Annotated in this window: 15 protein-coding genes; 5 read left to right on the top strand and 10 right to left on the bottom strand. The window is 24.1% G+C overall.

Annotation, left to right across the window (positions count from 1 at the left end; all coding sequences use genetic code 4):
• The first annotated feature begins 6 nt into the window (after positions 1-6).
• The 3 genes from UPA3_RS00500 (at position 7) to UPA3_RS03320 (ending at position 4,602) form a co-directional block, all read left to right on the top strand.
• Positions 7-3,144: a type I restriction endonuclease subunit R gene (locus UPA3_RS00500; protein WP_006689104.1), complete on the top strand. Its 3,138-nt coding sequence runs from the start codon at positions 7-9 to the stop codon at positions 3,142-3,144.
• 1,068 nt (positions 3,145-4,212) lie between these two features.
• Positions 4,213-4,362: a hypothetical protein gene (locus UPA3_RS03270; RefSeq protein WP_012316997.1), complete on the top strand. Its 150-nt coding sequence runs from the start codon at positions 4,213-4,215 to the stop codon at positions 4,360-4,362.
• 111 nt (positions 4,363-4,473) lie between these two features.
• A complete protein-coding gene (locus tag UPA3_RS03320; RefSeq protein ID WP_006688744.1) occupies positions 4,474-4,602 on the top strand; it encodes a hypothetical protein in 129 nt (42 codons plus the stop codon).
• Between the two features lie 146 nt (positions 4,603-4,748).
• On the opposite strand, the gene UPA3_RS00495 is transcribed toward UPA3_RS03320, so the two are convergent.
• From UPA3_RS00495 to dnaX, 9 genes are all read right to left on the bottom strand, one after another.
• A complete protein-coding gene (locus tag UPA3_RS00495; protein ID WP_006689039.1) occupies positions 4,749-7,913 on the bottom strand; it encodes a hypothetical protein in 3,165 nt (1,054 codons plus the stop codon).
• A 121-nt stretch (positions 7,914-8,034) separates the two neighbouring features.
• A complete protein-coding gene (locus UPA3_RS00490; RefSeq protein WP_006688981.1) occupies positions 8,035-8,745 on the bottom strand; it encodes an ABC transporter ATP-binding protein in 711 nt (236 codons plus the stop codon).
• Positions 8,745-10,532 (bottom strand): ABC-2 transporter permease, encoded by a 1,788-nt coding sequence (locus tag UPA3_RS00485; RefSeq protein ID WP_006689010.1) that lies wholly within the window; start codon positions 10,530-10,532, stop codon positions 8,745-8,747. The genes UPA3_RS00490 and UPA3_RS00485 overlap by 1 nt, the downstream gene beginning before the upstream one ends.
• Positions 10,533-10,743: 211 nt before the next feature.
• On the bottom strand, positions 10,744-12,090 hold the full coding sequence (ffh, locus tag UPA3_RS00480) for a signal recognition particle protein (RefSeq protein WP_006689022.1): 1,347 nt from the start codon (positions 12,088-12,090) through the stop codon (positions 10,744-10,746).
• A 615-nt stretch (positions 12,091-12,705) separates the two neighbouring features.
• The gene (locus UPA3_RS00475; RefSeq protein WP_006689055.1) at positions 12,706-14,409 is read right to left on the bottom strand and encodes a DUF262 domain-containing protein; all 1,704 of its coding nucleotides are present in this window, start codon (positions 14,407-14,409) and stop codon (positions 12,706-12,708) included.
• Positions 14,410-14,505: 96 nt separating this feature from the next.
• Positions 14,506-14,748, bottom strand: a complete 243-nt coding sequence (locus UPA3_RS00470) for a hypothetical protein (RefSeq protein ID WP_006689098.1) — start codon at positions 14,746-14,748, stop codon at positions 14,506-14,508.
• Between the two features lie 81 nt (positions 14,749-14,829).
• On the bottom strand, positions 14,830-15,435 hold the full coding sequence (gene recR, locus UPA3_RS00465; RefSeq protein WP_006688992.1) for a recombination mediator RecR: 606 nt from the start codon (positions 15,433-15,435) through the stop codon (positions 14,830-14,832).
• A gap of 8 nt (positions 15,436-15,443) precedes the next feature.
• Entirely contained in the window at positions 15,444-15,743 is a 300-nt protein-coding gene (locus UPA3_RS00460) for a YbaB/EbfC family nucleoid-associated protein (RefSeq protein ID WP_006689002.1), read from the bottom strand.
• Between the two features lie 7 nt (positions 15,744-15,750).
• Positions 15,751-17,544: a DNA polymerase III subunit gamma/tau gene (dnaX, locus tag UPA3_RS00455; protein ID WP_006688985.1), complete on the bottom strand. Its 1,794-nt coding sequence runs from the start codon at positions 17,542-17,544 to the stop codon at positions 15,751-15,753.
• Between the two features lie 197 nt (positions 17,545-17,741).
• Here dnaX and UPA3_RS00450 point away from each other — a divergent pair, with 197 nt between their 5' ends.
• Together UPA3_RS00450 and UPA3_RS00445 are read left to right on the top strand one after the other, a co-directional pair.
• Positions 17,742-18,440 carry a deoxynucleoside kinase gene (locus UPA3_RS00450; RefSeq protein WP_006688655.1) on the top strand — a complete coding sequence of 233 codons (699 nt, stop codon included), beginning with the start codon at positions 17,742-17,744 and terminating at the stop codon, positions 18,438-18,440.
• Positions 18,424-18,612 (top strand): hypothetical protein, encoded by a 189-nt coding sequence (locus UPA3_RS00445; RefSeq protein WP_006688678.1) that lies wholly within the window; start codon positions 18,424-18,426, stop codon positions 18,610-18,612. The genes UPA3_RS00450 and UPA3_RS00445 overlap by 17 nt, the downstream gene beginning before the upstream one ends.
• Before the next feature lie 26 nt (positions 18,613-18,638).
• Here UPA3_RS00445 and UPA3_RS00440 read toward each other — a convergent pair whose 3' ends face one another.
• Positions 18,639-20,060 carry a ribonuclease Y gene (locus UPA3_RS00440; protein WP_006688749.1) on the bottom strand — a complete coding sequence of 474 codons (1,422 nt, stop codon included), beginning with the start codon at positions 20,058-20,060 and terminating at the stop codon, positions 18,639-18,641.
• Between the last annotated feature and the right edge of the window lie 5 nt (positions 20,061-20,065).

Below are 20,065 nucleotides of genomic sequence, written 5' to 3'. Positions count from 1 at the left end.
TATATTATGGAAAATAAGGTACTATTAGCAGAACATGAAAATTCAACGGTTGTTGCTGAATTTAAATCAATTAAAGTTCATTCGAATAAATTTGAAAGTGAAGCTGAATTAGAAGAAACATTTATTAAATTATTAATTGCACAAGGTTATGAATACTTACCTATTAAAAATAATAATGATTTAAAAAATAATTTAAGAAAACAAATCGAAAAACTTAATAATTATCAATTTACTAATAATGAATGAGAATCTTTTTTAAGTACTTATTTATTAAATCCTAATGATGGAATTGAAGCAAGATCAAAAAAAATTCATGAAGATTATAGCTACCCTTTAAAAAAAGATAAAGATAGTATCACCAAAAATATAAAGATAATTGATAAAAATAATATTCATAATAATTCTATTCAAGTTATTAATCAATATCAAAATAACAATTTAGATAATCAACAAAAAACACGATATGATGTGTCTATTTTGATTAATGGACTTCCATTAGTACATATTGAACTAAAAAGACGAGGAACTAATCTTAAAGAAGCTTTTAATCAAATTAAAAGATATGCAAATCATTCGTTTACAGATTTATATCTTTACACGCAAATTTATGTTATTTCTAATGGTACACAAACTAAATATTATTCAAATACAACTAGAGAAACTTCTATAAAAGAAAGAAATAATACAAACTCTAAAAAAACAAGTAATTCTTTTGAATTTACATCATACTGAGCTGATTCAAAAAATAATCAAATTCTTGATTTAATCGATTTTTGTCAGACCTTTTTTGCTAAACATACTATTTTAAATATTTTGACAAAATATTGTGTTTTTACAAGCGATAATACGTTAATGGTTTTAAGACCATACCAAATTGTTGCAACTGAAAGAATTATTAATCGAATTAAGATTTCTTTAAATGATAAAAAATTATTAGGAACTACAGGCGCTGGTGGTTATATTTGACACACAACAGGAAGCGGAAAAACTCTTACATCATTTAAAACTGCCGCTTTAGCAAAAGAAATTGAAGGTGTGGATAAGGTTCTATTTGTTGTTGATCGAAAAGATTTAGACTATCAAACAACAAAAGAATATGAAAAGTATTCTAAAGGATGTGTTAGTGCTAATACAAATGTTAATGAACTAGCTAAGCAAATTGGAAATCAAGAGAATAAAATTATTATTACAACCATTCAAAAACTTGGCATATTCATTAGTAAAAATCCAAAACATCCTATTTATTCTAAAAATGTTGTTCTTGTTTTTGATGAATGTCATCGTTCTCAATTTGGTGATTTACATAAAAAAATTACTAAAAAATCTTTTAAAAAATATATGATTTTTGGGTTTACAGGCACACCTATTTTAGAAGAAAATAGTAATGTCAAAAATAAAAATATTTTCTTTACAACAGAGCATCTTTTTGGAGCTTGTTTACATAAATATACAATTGATAAAGCTATTCGTGATGGTAATGTTTTAGGTTTTAGAACGGAGTATTATAAAACACTTAGCGAAAAAGATGACATTGACGATGAAACATCATCAACTGGAATAGATAAAAAAGAAGCTTTGGAAAATCCGATTCGTATTTCTGAAATTGTTGATTTTATTTTAAAAAACTATAATCGTTTAACCAAAAGAAATGAAGAATTTTTTGAACATAATAAGATTGCTAATATAAATGAAGTTATTACTAGCAGAAATAAATTAAGCGAAAATAAAGTATTAACAACACTAAATGGATTTAATTCTATTCTAGCTTGCTCTTCTATTAATGCAGCTAAAATATATTATTCAGAATTTAAAAAACAACAACAAAAATTTCCTCAAGAAGAAAAATTAAAAATTGGATTAATTTATAGTTATTTACCAAGCGAACAAGAAAGTAATGATAATGAACTTTCTAATTTTGAACTATTAGATGAGAATAACGAAAACACTAATCAACTTGATTTAGATTCACGTAATTTTCTTGATGAAGCGATTAAAGATTATAATGAAATGTTTGGGACATCATACTCAACAGATAATGCTAATTTTAATAATTACTATAAAGACTTTAGCTTGAGATTAAAGGATCGAAGCTTAGATATAGCAATCGTTGTTAATATGTTTTTAACAGGTTTTGATGCAACAACTTTAAATACATTATGATTGGACAAAAAACTAAAATATCATAGTTTAATTCAAGCAATGTCGCGAACCAATCGAATTCTTAATGGTGTTAAATCAAATGGTAATATTGTCTTTTTCATAAATTTAGAAGATGAAGTGAATGAAGCTTTAAGATTATTTTCATCAGAGAGCAATATTAATTCTTCGATCGCTATTTTAAGATCATTTAAAGAATATTATGAAGGATATTATAATGAAGATAATCAATATATACAAGGTTATCGAAACTTAGTAGAAGAATTAAAAAGTAACTTTAAAATTCCTTTTAATGGAACAAAAGAAGAGGAAAGAATTTTTATTAAACTTTTTGGTGATATTTTAAAATATAAAAATTTGCTTTCACAATTTAGTGAATTTGAACAAAACGATGATCTTATTGGTACAGAAATGCAAGATTATCAAAGTATATATATCGGGTTGCGTGATAAATATCAAGATAAAAAACGTATGGAAACAGATAGCATTGTTAGTGATCTTGATTTTAAAATTGAATTAATTAGTCAACAAGATATTGGTGTTGATTATATTCTTAAGTTAATGAATGAAAAGCTCAAAAAAGATCTAAAAGAAGTTAAATATCACGATCTAGAAAGAGATATTTTATCTAGTCTAAAAGCGCGAAAAAAGAAAGATTTAATTATTGAATTTGTTAATGAAATTAATAAACTACCTAATAAGGATGAAATTGATATTTTTAATGAATGGAGTAAGTTTATTAAAAATAAAAAAGAAAGTGAGCTTATAAAAATAATTAATGAAAATAAATTAGATAACAAAAAAACATTTGAATTTATGAAAAAAGCATTTGAAAATAATGAATTTAATGAAAATGGAGTAGATATTGTTAATTTAATGCCTCCTACCTCTTTTTTTAAAAAAAGTAATCAGAATAGTAATAGGTCTAAAATAAAAGAAAATGCTACTGAAAAATTACTCGAATATTTTGAAAAATTCCGTGGTTAAATGAACATTAAAATAAAAAATATTTGAAACAATAATAGCGTTACAATTAGTACTTATTTTAATTATATAATTTAGCATATATTTTTAAAGAAATGAGATTATTAATTTAAATAAAATTAAATGTAAATTAGAAAATTGTTTTGGTATAGATAAAATGGAACACACATTTATTTTACCAGATCAAATATAATTACAATTTATGATAAAAATAGATTAATGAAAACTTCATTAGCAAATACTTTCAAAAAAACAAAAAAATAAACAGAGCGAAATAAAAGACCAAATTTTTGTAACACCTATGTATGAAATACCTGTAGATGGTCGCGAAATAAGAAGTGATGAAGTGTTTGTAATTAAACAGTTTTGAAAATTATTATGAATCAAAATATGCTTCAGATTTATTAATACATGAAGATTTAAAACAAGATTTAGAAGAAAAATCTAAATTAAAAATTGAAAAATTTCATTAGAAAAAAGGGTTTGTGAATTAAAAGAAGAATTAAATTCATTTTTTAATAAGGGTGATGATTTATTATTATCAAAATTAAAATCATTAATAAATAATAAAAATAATTCATATATTCCAGAAGTTAAATAGACAAATATTTTTGATTCTTCAATTTTAAAAAAGATAAAGGATATTTATTTTCAAAATCATAAATTTCTTCTAAGGGTTTTTCCCTTTCAAAATTAAAAAATATATTAAAAAGTTTAAAATCTAATAATTTTTTGTTAATGAAAATATAGAAATTAAAAGTATAAAAACTTGAAAATAAAATAAAAGAAATTGAATCAGAATTTAAAAATATTTCAGCTTACAAACAAATAATAAAATCATTAGAAGGTTCTAAGAGTATAGCACTACGAGATGCTATAGAAAATGATCCTTATTGGAGAAAGTTTTCCAAAAATTAAATTTCAATTCAAAAAAATAATGTGTTAAAAATTTTAAATCGCTCGAAATTAAAAAAACAATACTTTTGCGTCAAGGAGAAAAAAGGTCTTTATATTTATTAAATGTAATATTTAATAAAGAAAAATTGAAAAAATAATAAGAAAACTCTTATTGTGATTAATGATATTGCTGATTCTTTTGATTATAAAAATATATATGCAATAAAAATTTCAAATTTAATAGTTTTAACTCATAATTTTGATTTTTATAGAACAATATCATTGGGATTTGATGTTTGCAAAGAATCGCAATTTGTTGTATAAAAAAGAAAGATAAAGAAAACTAATATTATATATTTGCTTTAATTCCTTTTATAAAAAATTTAATAGAATTTAGCTTTAACAAATCGATTTCTAAGGCAGAAAATTTTGAAAATGATCATTAATTTCCAAATGCTAATAGATTTATATAAAAATTATATTGGAAAAGAAAATATTCAATTACCAAGTAATTTTTCAAAAGAAGATATTGTGATGAAAAAAATTCAAAAAGTAGTTAAGTAAAATAACAATGATTCAAACGATTTTGAATACAAAATTTTATTATCAATAGTTTGCAGAATTAAGACTAAAGAAATTATGACGATTAATGATGCTCTTATAATTACACCAAAAAACATTCATATTAATCAATTTATGTATGAACAAAACTAAACAACAAAAGTATAAGAATTAACTAATTTAGTGCGATTAGGATCACTTAAATCTAACATTGGCTTAGTAAAGTGTAATGTGATAACTACTTTTTTTAAAATATTTAGATTGTATTTAATTTCATCATTATTATTTAAGACGTTTGTTTGATCACTATCGTTAGTGTTTAAACCAAAATTAAATGCAACTGCACTCAAATAAACATCTTTTTTTAAATCAACTTTTTTCCCAAATCCAAGCAATTTATAATCAATTAGTTCTTGAAGCGTTAAATTAATTTGATCATAAGCACTAGTTGCAATGATTTTTCGTCCTAATGCGTCTTGATATAATTCTTGACCATCTGTTTTAATAGTTTTAATTTTAGCTAAAATTAAGTTACGAATTGTTTGATTACCAACTTTATTTTCTAAATTATTAGAAAAATGTTTGAAATCAAAGCCTTCACAATATGTATTTGAATCATAGTTTTTTAAATACTTGTTTAAATTATCTTTGATTAAATATTTAACATTTTTGTCATTAGGAATCTTTTTATCACCTTCAAAAGTTTCATAAATCGCTAGTGGATTTATGAATACTCATTTTTTATAAAATAACCAATTTAATAATTGAGCAACATATTTATTAGGTAATAAACGATCGTTTCTTAATGATATATTTTCAATGATTGCTTTCATAGAATTAGGCATATGGGTTTGAACTGTGTGTGTTGGATAAAAAACATAACCAATTTTATATTTATCATGATCACTACGGTCTTTAAAAATTAAAGTTGTTAACTCTTGTGGTTGACTAATGCTAATTGTATGATCAACATAATCGTTTTTTGCTAAAACAATTTTATAAGGAAATTCTTTTTTGATTTGTTCTCATAATCCACCAAGATCAATAAAACTTAATGGTTTTTGTGGTAATAAATCAAATAAAGGTTTAATATCAAATTCTGCATTAGCTAAAACTTTATAACGATATTTAATATTTAGTTTCTTAATTAATAAATTGTTTTGATCATATTCAAGTTCTTTACTTGTGATTTCAGGCTTGCTAATCCCATATTTAAAATATGATTTTAAATCATTAATTGAAGGATCATTAGATGTAATTTTTGGATATAAAATAGCATCTAAAAGTTTTTTAATATTTTCTTTATTTCAATTAGTATTTTGAATTAGTAATTCATCAATAATTTTATAAATAAATTCGGGAATTGCTATTTGAAATTTTTTTAATAAACTAAAAATCATTTCAACACCCTTATGATAATCAAGTTGGTCATTTTTGTTTAAAGAAATCAAATCTAAAATTTTAATTTTTGTTAAAAAATAATTGGTACTGATAATTTGTTGGTCTTTAGGGTCATATTGGTTTTCATGCGGAATTAAGTTATTTGCAATTTTTTTAACTTCAGTAATTAAATCATATAAAGTATAATTTTGATCACCAATTTTAAAATTAATACTACTTGGTAGATCATTTTGTTTTAAATTTAAAAAGAAGGAAAATAGTTCGTCCAAACCATCAATAAATCCATAATTTTTAGGGTCTTTTTTAGAACGTGCTTCAATTAAAGAAATTAATTCTAATAATTTATTAATAATTGGTTTATAGGTTTTAATTTCAGTTAATGAGATACTATCAAGTAAGGTTCTAATTTGTCCAATTTCAGCAATTAAATTATTTTTAAAATCCATTGAATCAATTTTTGATCAAATTGTATTTTTAACTGATTGGTCAATACTTGGATTATTATAAATAATTTCTTTTAAAATTGGTTTAAAACCATCAATAACCATCCCTAATGATTGATTTGATGTAATTAAAGTGATTAAATTAGTCAAATTATTCTGTTGTGTAATGTTATAAGTTAAATTTCTAAAATCTTGTGATGATTGTAAAAACAATTCTTTTAAATTTAAATCATTAGCAACACCTTTTAAAATGTTAAAAATACTACCAATGGAATCAATTGCTACATCATAACCACTAGTAAATGCATATTCAATATCTTTTAAAATTTGTTGTTCATTTAATTTTTTTAATTCGTTTTTAATTTTATGATCTAAACTAAAAATATCTTGTTCATATGAAGCTTGTGTGATTTCATTATTTAATGTGTATGAGTGTGTACCAAAGCTAAATTTTTCATTACTATTAGCACCGAAATAAAATTCTTTTGGAAAATTTTCTTCTGCGTTTTGGTCTCCACGTTTAGCATTGTTTTTAACCTTTGTAACTTGTTTTTCAACACGAATATTATTAAAATAATAACGCATTTTATATGTGTTTTTAATTGATGTGGTTTGTGCACTATATTTATCGCGTTCTAATCGATCGGTTTGGCTAAAATCTAAAGCGATCGGTGATGCTTCAATCCTAATAAAATATTTTTCACTAGTATTTGAAGCAATCCCAGAAGGTTTTTTATAAAATGGATCATTGATTAAAATATTAGCACTACTTTGATTTGTTAAAGCATACCAAAAACTAATGCTAACTCTTAACGCCTTATTCTTTTCTAAAAGATTAATATTATTTTTAATATCTTGTTCTGTTAGTGGTTCAAAAATGGCTTGATTGGGATTTAAAACTTGTTTTTGATTATTTCCTAAATCTTTTCAAACTTTAATTTGTGGTTCACTTGATGAAAAAACAAGTGATGGTTTAGTGTTGTCTTTACGAATATTATTAATAAAATTATAAAGATCATTTTTTAATGTATTAGGCGTTAATTTTAAAAATCAATTTATAAAATAGGGGTCATTAATATCAATAACTTTATTTAAATTTTTATATTTTGATGCTTCATTAATTCAAATATATTCATAAAAATTCTTGATTTGTTGATCGTGTTGTTTTTTAACACTATCATATTCTTTTAAATAATCATTTCAAAGAATTGGTTTTTGTTCATAATTATTATTTCTCAAAATTTGTTGATTTAAATTAGTATCATTTTCTGGCGCTTTAATTATGTAATCGTTTACATCAAAACCAGTAATTGCGTCGTTGGTTGTTGATCCATTATAAATAAAACCTGCGTTTACTATTTTATTATTTGTGTTAGCACATGCACTTAATGAAACTACAGCAATACTACTTATTGATAATGAAGTACAGATTATAAATCATTTACGACTTGAACTTCTTTTTTTAAACATAGTATTAATTCCTTAATTTGAATTAATTTAATTGTATTCGTATAATTATAAAGAATTTAAATATCTATTAATATTAAATAATTAAAATTTTCGTTCTTTTTTTAAAGAATGAAAGATATTCTTATTTATTTTTTAAAACACTGTCATAGTAGATTTTCTCTAATGCATCATATTTATGACCACTATATACTAGCTTTCCTTTGTGAATTAAAGTCAAACTATCAACGTAAGTATCCATTTCTTTTAAAATATGCGAACAAATAAAAATGGTTTTGTTTTGTTCGTGCAATTCTTTTAAGATATTATTGAATTCATGACGTGCTGATGGGTCTAAGTTCGCTGTTGGTTCATCTAAAATAATTAACTCTGGATCGTGTAATAAAGCTTGAATTAAAATCACTTTCTTTTTTTGTCCAGATGAAAAATTGATTGGTTTTTTATTTTTTAAATCACTAATTCTAAATTTTTCTAAAAAATTATGAATGCGTTCAATAGCTTGTTTTTTATTTAAATTTGATAAACGAGCAAATGAATATAAATATTGAAAAGTTGTTAATTCACTAGGAAATAAAGCAATTTCTGGCACATAACCAATTTTTTCATGACTTTTTGGGGTTTTATTATCAAAACCATCAATTAAAATTGATCCTTTGTAATTTGTGTATGCATTAATAATTGATTTAATAGTTGTTGTTTTACCTGATCCATTTTCACCAATAAATGCATGAATTTCGCCACGTTTTACATTAAAACTTAAATCAAAAACCCCTTGGTTTGATTTTTTATAAATTTTTGTTAAATTTTTAACTTCTAAAATAAATTCATTATTCATTAACGATAGTCCTTTCTTTTATAGCCATAATATGTACCAATTAATAAACTAAAAATTAATATTAATCAAATTACGCAGTAAGCTTCTTTATAAACAATTTGTTGCTTTCTTTTAAAACTATAATTTTGTTGGACATAATCGAATAAATAATTTCCGCCTTGTTCTAAACTATATCTGTAACGAATCTTTTTATCTTTTTTTAATTCATCTATGCCATCGTCATTTTCTTGAGGCAATATCTGATGAAGTAAGTAGCTTTTAAAACCGCCAATTAAATAATTTTTATTATTTAAATTTATTTTTAATTGTGTTTTATATTGTAAATTATTTTGATGATCAACTAATAAAATTTTTAGTAAATTCGTATAGTGTGGATTGAAATATAGATAATAAATTAAACTAACTGCTAAATATATTTGTTGTTCAGTTTTTGATTTAATTAATAATTTATTAAAATCCTTTTTAAATAAATCAGCATTCTCATCGTTTCATTTATTGAAATCAAATTTTTGTACACTATTTGAAATTAAATCTAAGATTTGTTTTTGATTTGCTTTTTGATCAAGTGTTTTAAATAAATTATTAGCATATGTATTAAACGATCTTACGTTTAATACCTCTTTAATAATCATTCATTTAAGCGAACCAACAATATCATCACTACTTAATTGTGTATAACTGTTTTTTTGATATTCGATCGTTTGATCTTTTCAATTGTCAATTGCATAAATTACTTCTTGATTTAAGTTATTGTTAATTAAATTTTGAGAATCGTTTTTTAACAAACTTGGAATTAAAAAACTTTTATCATTATTAATACTAAAATTGATTAATGAATTACTATTTTTTTCTAACTGATAATTAAATTGTTTTGATGCTAAATTATTGGCATATAAAATCTGATCTACTTGATTTTTAATAAAATCACTAAATGGCTCATAATCACTTTTATTAAAAACATCAGCTAATTGATAAACAGGAAGAATTCAACTACTTACTTGTCAAAAAGTTGCTAAACTTCTAGTTTTTAAATAAGCGTTCATAATTTCTAAATTTTGATTTTCATTAAATTTATGATTAAAAAAACCTGTGTTAATTAAATAATATTGATCTAAATTATTATTTAAATAAAAAGCCTCAATATTGTTTGTTGATTTTTGTTTTAATAATCTTAAAAAGGCTTGTGATTGGACTTGACTAACTAAGTTCGCAATAATTCCAATAGTAAGTAAGGGAATAAAACTAACAAAAGGAATTAAAATACTTATTTTTGCATTTAATTTTAAAGCTAAAAGGCTTGTTATTAACCCAAAAATTAAATAACAAATAAAAGGACTTATATAACTTAAGATTCAATAATAATTAACATTTTTAGCAAAATTAAAGCTAATTAAATAAAAAATTAATAGTCCTAAAAAACTAACTAGACTTCAAACAATACCTGTTAGGACGAAGAAAAAAATTTTTGATCAAACAATGTTTTTACGGCTAATTGGTTTAGAAATTACTAAAATATCAATACCATCTTCACTAAAATCCTTAAAAATATTTAATGCTTTTAGTGAAGCAAAAATTGTTGTCATTAATAAATTAAACATGATCATTACATATGAAATTATCAAAAATTGTGTTTTTTGCTTAACAACACAGCCGACAACAATTCCTATAATTAATGTAATTAATAAAGTTATGATCGGTAAAAGATATGTTGTTTTTTTTACAATAATAAGGCGTGTTAAAAAACCAATATAAGCTAAACTGCTGTTCAAATTTATTTTTTTATTCATTTTTATGTGATTTTTCCATATATTAAATATTGTTAATAATTTTATTCAAAAGATAAATTTAATTTTGGTTTTATTGTATTTTTTTATTTTGATTATTTTGTTTTTAAAAATATATGGAATAATAAGAAAAATTATTAAGATAGTGTTTTATTTTTTCTTATTCAACAATTTATTATATTAAATAAAATAAAAAAATGGTGTATAACCATTTTTAACTAAATAACCCACCAGATTTACTAAAAGGATTTTTTCCTTTTTGTAACATTTTACCAAGTTCTGCCATTTTATCACGTGACACTTCCCACTGTTTTAATAACTTATTTAATTCATCAGGCGAACGTCCTGATCCTTTTAAAACCCGTATGCGTCTTGATGGTTCTTTTTTAAAAACGCGCGGATCACGACGTTCTTTTAAAGTCATACTTGATAATAAAATTGTTCATATTTTCATTTTGCTCTCAGCATCACCAATTTGGTTTTCAGAAATATTGTTCAATCCAGGAATCATCTTAGCTATTCCTGAAAAACTACCTAATTTACTAATTTGACTCATTTGACGCATTAAATCTTCTAAATCCATTTTTCCTGCCATCATTCGTTGCATCGAACCACGAACTTGTTTTTCATCAATAACATCAGCTGCTTTCTCTGCTAAAGTCATGATATCACCAAGACCTAAAATTCGATCAGCCATTCGTTCTGGATAGAAACTATCAATTGATCCTATTTTTTCACCAGTACCTGTGAATTTAATTGGTATATTTAATAACGATGTTAATGATAAAACAGCTCCAGCACGTGCATCTGAATCTAATTTAGTAACAATAATACCTGTTAATTTTAATCAATTATTGAATTCTGTAGCAACGTTAATAATGTCTTGGCCTGCCATAGCATCAACAACTAAAAAAACCTCATCAGGATTTAGTGTTTTTTTAACATTTACTAATTCTTGCATTAACTCTTCGTTTGTTTGTAAACGTCCAGCTGTATCAACAATTATCAAATTATTTTCATTTTCATCAGCTTTGTTTAAAGCATTTTTTACAATTAAATCAGGGCGTTGTGTTCCTTCTTCTCAAAAATCTACACGAACTTGTTTTGCTAATGTTCTTAATTGATCAATCGCCGCTGGACGATAGATATCAGCCGCCACTAATAATGGTTTTTTATTGTATTTATTTTTAAAATAATTAGCTAATTTACCAGTAGTTGTTGTTTTACCTGAACCTTGTAAACCAACCATCATAATTTTTAATTGTGATTTAGCTGTGTTAACTGGCTTATTTTCTTTTCCTAAAATTTCAACTAATTCATCTTTAATTATTTTTAAAACAAGATCTGCTGGCTTTTGGTTTGCTTCAACATACAATCCAATTGTTTTTTCTTTGATGTTTTTAATAAATTTTTTAACAACTAATAAATTAACGTCAGCATCTAATAATGCTATTCTTATCTCGCTTAATAATTCTTTAATATCTTCTTCAACAATTGTCGCATTTTTTAATTTTTTTGACATTTGTTTACTTACAATACTACCTATCATTGCTTTGAACATCAATTACCTCTTTATATTTTAAAAATTATTGTACTAATCATTAATTATATTATTTAATCTTTGTATTTCTTAATAAGAAATTTATAAAATTATAAAAAACACAAAATTTGTATTATAGATATAAAGTTTAAATTCAAAATGCTTCTAATCAAAATAAAATGTTTCTAATTTATAGTATTAATGAATTAATTAAAATAACCAATGAGTTAAAAAAAACAAATCTATAAATAAAAATTCTTAAATTAGAAAAAGATTAACGAATTAGAACTAAGAATTTAAAATGTTATCTATTCTTAAACAAAATATTAATTTATCAAAATGATAATGTTATGTTCTTAAACAAGTCGAATCTTTCTACTTTGTTTGATGACATAATAAGTTCCTCCTTTCATCAACCCTTTGAGATCAGAGAAAAATAATTTTTTTTGCACCACTCCACCATTAATCGGTCATAGGTACTGCAAAGCACTATACACATTGGCTTGCATTAATACTATATCAAAGCATACGAATATTTACAATATTCAAGCAAAAAAACCATGTAATTCCACTTCATACAGAAATTAATTTATTTAGAACTGAGTAAAATCTAGATTTTTATACATTTATTTATTTTTAGTTTGCTTTTAAACCAAAAATATCCAAAAGCTTATTTTTTATAAGGGATTTTCTTTCATTAAAAAATTTATCAAAATTGGATAATTCAAGAGAAACATTTTCTGGTCTATATTCAAAGGTATTTCCATCTTTAACCCAATTTGATAAAGGCCTTTTATTTTTTGACTCATTTTCCTTACCTGCCAAAAACTGCAAATTAGGAATTAAATTTCTTTTAAACTGCCATTCTTTTATTTTATCTTCTGTCAATCCTAATTTTTTAATGTTTTTATCATCAAATGAAGTATAAGGGTGACAGTGATCCTGATGGAACTCAACTTGGCTTAACTTTAAATTAGGATAAAGCAAAGAAAGAATTATGAATGTGTTTTTTCCTTTTTCAAACTTCGTCAACCAATATTCAATATCATCTTTCGATGCAGTAAATGTTCTATTACCCGTTAAAGTAATACTACTAAATAAAGTTAATGAAAATGGAGTTTTTTCATTTACTGACTTAAGAGCAGTTCTGCTTTGATTCAAAGAATCATTACTTGCTACACCAAACAGTCCTTTTGACATTGAAACGGCTAGGAACTTTCTTGCTTCTTTTTTTGATTCTGCTGTATCAATTTTGCCACCTTTGTAAAAATAATATGCCAGTGGAATGGTTGCATTATATGAGGTCATATTTTCGTCACACATGCCAATTGAAACTAATAATTCAGATAATTTTTCTAGCGCTTTCTTTATTTTTTGCCAGTTATCCCTGATTTCCTTTATTGTTTTAGAAGTTAACGAATCAATTTTTAAATTAGTATTTGCATCAACTAATACCAAAGCCAATCGCATTAAATAATCTCTTGTAAAAGAAAATCCATCTCCAGCTGAATTTAAGTCAGACAATAAGGTGTCTATATTTTCCTTCCCTTCTTTCCAACCATCAATTAATGTAGAAAATAATAAATCGGACTTTGATAGTTTTCTTCCAGTAGAATTTACTCTAACAAAAATATCTAGTGCTTCATCATATGTATTCTCTGCAATGCAATAATAATGAATTACACTAGTGGCAGACGCTTCCATAATTCTTCTATACAAACACATTAAATCCGTTTTTACATTTTTATTAAAATTCGATATTGTATCAACATAATCAGTTAAGTTATCACTTTTAACTATTTGCTTAACTTTATAATAATTACCATTCTTTGCTTCTTCTTCAGACAAAAATACAAATCTTTTAATGGGATTTTCATCATCCAATTCATTGCTGTCGTAAAAAGATAAATTATAATATAGTTCTCGTTCTACCCATGATTTAGAATTTTTTACACTATATCCTTTACCTTTTTTCTTAGATGTAAACGATCCAAACAATGCAATATTAAGAGATGTAATTCTTTGTTGTCCATCTAATACTATATAATAATCTGTTTCATCAGATACAAATTCTGGTGCTTTTTCATTTTTAGTTACGCCTTGCTTATATTTAGAAATAAAATAATAAAGATTTGGTTTTTCATCATTAAGTACTTTTTTATTTGTTTTCCAAAATATACAAGAACCCACTGGATAATCATCAACTATAGATTCAAATAATTTTTCTATATCAGTTGTATCCCAAACATATTCTCTTTGAATATCTGGTAATAACATATTTCTATTTTTCACAAATTTGAGTGCATCTAAGGCACACATATTATAATACTCATTAGCCATAATTAACTCGCCTCTTCTCAAATTAAATATATTAAAAAAATGAGCCAGCATACCACCAGCTCAATCAAAAAATAAAAATTTTTTATTATCTAGTTCTTAGTCAATATAAGCTTCAAAATCACCGAATGATGTAACTTTTTGTAATTTTACATCAGGAAAGCTAGTAACAACTTGAATTTTAATAGTTTCCTCACAAAAAGAAGATGAATTTGAAATCTTTACTTTGTAATCAGGAAATGATGTAACAAATTGAACCTTTAGATCAGGAAAGCTATTTACAACCTTAAATCTTACTTTCTTGTTTTTAAACATTGCTAAGTATCCTTTACCGTAACCCATATGTTTAACCTCCTTATAATTATACAATTATTATAACCCCCATTTAAAATGAATAATTAAAGATTGTTTTAAAATAAAAAATTAATTTCTTATTTTCCGTTTATTAATAAGAGACTGCTTTAAAGTTTCATCATCTGCATAATCAATGCTTGAATTTAAAGGAATACCAAAGCCAATACGATAAATTTGTAAATCTTTAATGTCTTCAAGCATTCTTATAATATAATCAGCCGTAACTTCCCCATCATGGGTATAACTTGTAGCAATAATTATTTCTTTAAAACTACCATTTAAAACACGCTCTTTAATAGTCTTAATGTTTGTATGTTCAATAACAACGTTTTTCCTTAAAGAGATTTCACCATTTGTAATATGATATAGGCCATTATAAATGTTAGCTGATTCGATTCTTTCTAAATCCTCGTTTGTGGTAACAATCATTAATTTAGTAAAATCACGATATTCATTTAAACAAATATCGCATTCGTCTTTATTTGTAAAATTAGCACAATACTTACATTTTAAAATATTTGTTTTTGCTTCTTTAATTCTTTTAATAAGATCATCAATGTATTTTTGATCTTGTTGTAACAAAAAAAATGCTCATTTATTAGCATTTTTTGTTCCTACACCAGGTAATGATTTAAGTGCATCAACAAGCATTTCAAATTCTACTGGTTTACTCATAATTAATTCTAAAAAAGACCTGTTCCTTTAGGGATTGTAGCATTCATAATCGCATCTCGTTCTTTACATGTTATAGAGATTGCTTCATTGATCGCTGCACGTAAAATATCTTGTAATGTTTCTTTGTCTTCAGGATCCACTATTTCTGTTTTTATTTCAATTGCTTCAATATTTAAATCACCTTTGATTTTAACAAGTACATATCCTTTATAATCAAAATCAAACACTTTTTCTTCAAATTCTTTTTGTTTTTTACTTAAAGTGTTTTGCATTTTTTTTAATTCTTGTGCAAGTTTTTGAAAGTCCATTTAAATTTTACTCCTCATCTTCAATTTCATTTAATAACGCTGTTTGTTCTTGTTTTCGTTGTTCTTCTTGTTTTAATAACATTTTAATATCATCAATTAAAACATCATTAATTATATTAGTTTTTAAACCTTGTTTTTTAATATTAATAATATTTAATGCTTGTTTTTTGCTAATAGCAATAACTAACTTGATAGAATCAAATTTCTTAACAAATTCTTTAATAAATTCAAATGAATGCGTAACTTTATTGATACGATTAATTAATCCTAAAAACTCTACTCCTAAAACTAGTGCATTAGGTGAGCACCAAAGTACTAAATCAGCTTGTTTAATAATATCAATATAACTATTTTCAATGGTTTCTTCATTTTTAAAATCTTTAAATTTTTGACTCATTTCTTTTGAAAGTTTAATGTCTTTATTAAAAAAAGCTTGTTTGGCTAGTTCATAATTATCTAATATATCATTAGAATTGCAAATCAATTTATTATCATTAACTAATTCTGTACTTAATTCTTCTTTTTGATTAATACCTGATTCTTTATCATTCTGGTTGTTAATTTTTTTGTGATAAAAAATTTTTGTTTTGTATAACTTATCAAAATCAACAGTATTTTTATTTATTTCTTCAAAACAATCGATTTTTTTTGTCGTTATTATTTGGGAATTATTAATTTTATTTTCTTCAGGGTTAATTGACAATTCTATTTTTTTATTTTCTAATTTATCATTATTAGCATTGATTATTTTATATAAATAAATTTCAAATTCAAAAACTTGATTTAATGATTTTTTTAAATTATTAAATAAAGAAATAAAATTATTTAACAAATAATTACCATTAAAATTAATTAATAACATTTTTTTTAATTCATCAACTGATACTTTTTTAAGATTATTTATATCGTTTGTTTTTAAATAAATTAAATAATCAATTAAAACATTTATTATTTGCACACAAAAAGCTTCTAAATTAACACCTTGATTGTATAATTCATAAATAAATTCACGCAATAATAAAATGTCGTTTTTTTGAATTAATTCGATTAAAGAAATTACTTTAAAGTTGTCAACTAAACCAAAAGTTTTATTTATTAAATCAAGATCTATATTTTTTTTAACCGTTGTTAATTGATCTAAAATGCTTAAACAATCACGCCCAGATCCATCAGCTAATTGAATTAATTTATCAATTGCATTATTATCAATTTTGATATCTTCTTTTGTAAGGATAGAGTCTATTAATTCTTGTAATTCACTGTTATTTAAACGCTTAAAATCATAACGTTGGCAACGACTAATAATTGTTAAGGGAATTTTTTGGTACTCTGTTGTTGCAAAAATAAAAATAACGTGTTGTGGTGGTTCTTCAACTGTTTTTAATAAAGCATTTCATGCTGATGTAGATAGCATATGTGCTTCATCAATAATATAGACTTTATACTTAAAAAATGTTGGTAAATAATTTATATTATCAGTAATAATACGTATTTGATCAACACCATTATTACTAGCAGCATCTAATTCAATCAAATCAACACTTTGTTCTTTGAGAATACTTTCACAAACACTACATTTGCCGCAACAATCACCTTTATTAGGATTTAAACAATTAATACTAGACGCAAAAATTCTAGCTATTGATGTTTTTCCAATTCCTCGTGGTCCACTAAAAATATAAGCATGTGTAATTTTGTTGTTTAAACAAGCATTCATTAATGCTTGTTTAATTAAATCTTGACCTATTACATTTTTAAATTTATGTGGCCGATATTTACGGTACAATGTTGATTCGCTCATTTATTATCCCCTAAAAACTACTAGTTTTAATTATAAATTAGAATTAGCACAAAATTTAATTTTTATCTATTATAAATACCATAAAATTAACATTTTTTAATAATAAAAAAATTATTTTTTTAATTTTATTTTTTAGTTTTTTTATTTGTATAATCTAAAATATGAACTAAAAAAATATTTATGATAAGGGTTAAAATATGTCAGATAAAAAATTAGATTTTTTAACACCATCTTTTAAAAAAAATAGGGTTTCTAATTCTATTGCAATAGGTGGTATGATTGCTTTTGGTAAATCTACTTTAGCACAAGCTTTACACGAAAAATATCAACCATCAAATGTGGTTTATGAAATGGTTGAGGGTGATAAATTAATGGATTTATTACTAGCAAAAATGTATGAACGTGAGAATAACGTTCTTTTTGGGTCTTTATTTCAACTATATTTTGTTTTAAATCGTTTTGCAAACTACAAAAATAATTGTAACCGTAAAAGTTTAACAATTTTTGATCGTAGTATTTTTGAAGATTGATTATTTGCGCATGCAAATATTGATAAACCTTCTGTATTTTCATATTATGATGGATTGTGACAAGGAGTTTGCAAAGAATTAATCTATGAACATGGAGTTCCAAAACTTTACGTCATTTTAGATGGTGATTGAGAGTTATTCAAAGAAAGAATTTTTAAAAGAAACCGGAAAGTTGAAATTGATAATTTTTCAATTAATGAAACATACTTCAAACGTTTATTAGAAATGTACAAAAATTATATGGTTAATGTTTGTAAAGATTTTGGTATTAACTATGTTGTTTTAGATGCAAACAATTCTGTTGAACAAAACGTTGATGAAGTTACAAAAATATTACAAAAGTTAGAAAATGAGCAAGACAAATAATAAATCAAAAATTTGATTGATCGTTGGTATTATTTTTGCTATTAGTTTGTCGTTTGGTATTTGAGGAATTTCAAAAGCATTACGCAACGACGAGCAAACAAAACAAAAATATCTAAATAAAAATTCAGATAAAAAACATATAAAAGAAAATAATAAAAAAGAAACAAGGTAGTCTTGCTTCTTTTTTATTATTTCATACTATCCAATAATATTTGTGTCAATTGAAATCCTTTTTTCTTTAATTAAAACGATCTTAATTTTATAATTTGTTAATAAATCATTTTCTTCAATTGCAACTTTGATCTCGTGACCTAAGAGTTCTAATTGCTCATCACTTACCAAGTTAGAATCAACAATTACACGTAATTGACGACCAGATTTAATGACATAGGCGCTTTTAACACCTTCGAATCGCATACATATTGTTTCAAGTTCTTTTACACGACTGTAATATTCATCATAAGAATTAACACGTGCTCCTGGTCTGGCTGCTGATAGCGTATCAACTATTTTAACTAATGCACCATAAATTGTTGTTGGAATTACTTTGTTATGATGTGATTCAATTGCATTATAAATATAATCATCTAAATTAAATTTCTTAGCAATCAATAATCCCGCTTCTACATGATCTAGGTCACTTTCAAAATCAATCGTTTTTCCTATATCATGAAAAAATGCAGCTTTTTTTGCCTTTATAGGATCAATATTAATTAATTTAGCAATTCGTTCAGCATATTCAGCAACTTCTAATGAATGGGATAAAATATTTTGACCATAAGAATTACGAAATTTCATTCTCCCTATATAAGAATAAATTCCTTCAGGTAAATCAAAAAAACCTAATGTTTGTTCTACGACGTTTTTACCAATCTCAAAAACTTTTTTTTCAAACTTTTCACGTTCTTCTTTAAAAAGTAATTCAATACGATTAATATCAATATTTTTTGAATCAATTAATTTTTGCATAACAATTCGTGCTATTTCACGACGAATTGGATTTGGAGTAGATATTCCTACAATTGGCTGTTGTCGATCAACAATTAGATCAACTCCGCCTTCATTTTCAAAAACTGCTTTATTACGTCCATCACGTCCAATAATTTTTCCTTTTAGATTTTCATCAATAATGTCAATATTAAATAAAGATCTTTCAACAATTAAAGGCTCAGCAATTTGCTCCATTGTTTCTACTAGAATGTTTTGAGCATAAATTTCTTGGGCTTCATTAAATTCGTGTTTAATTTTTGCATATTCTTGAGCAAGCTCTTTTTTAAATTTTATTTTTAATAAATTAAAAAGTTCTTTTTTCGCTTGTTCAGCTGTTAAACTTGTGGCATTTAGTAAAAAATTTTCATTGTTTTTTTTGAGTAAATCAATTTGTAAATTTTGATCACTAATTGCTTTTTTTAATTCATTATTTTTATTATTTAAATCTTCACATTCTTCTTCTAAATCTTTAGTTTTTTGAACTATTTTTTTAAAAGAAGTTTGGCTTTTTGGAACAAAAGTTAATTTCAGTTGTTTTTTCTTAAGATAAACTACCATTACAACTGGAACAATGGTAATCAGCAATACAAATAATATTAGTAATATAATAAATGCTATTAAATAACCCATCTTAT

This window comes from Ureaplasma parvum serovar 3 str. ATCC 27815, assembly GCF_000019345.1.
Taxonomy (GTDB): Bacteria; Bacillota_I; Bacilli_A; order Mycoplasmatales; family Mycoplasmoidaceae; genus Ureaplasma; species Ureaplasma parvum.
Note: the sequence above shows the minus strand (reverse complement) of the source record. Positions and strands in the feature narration are given on the sequence as shown.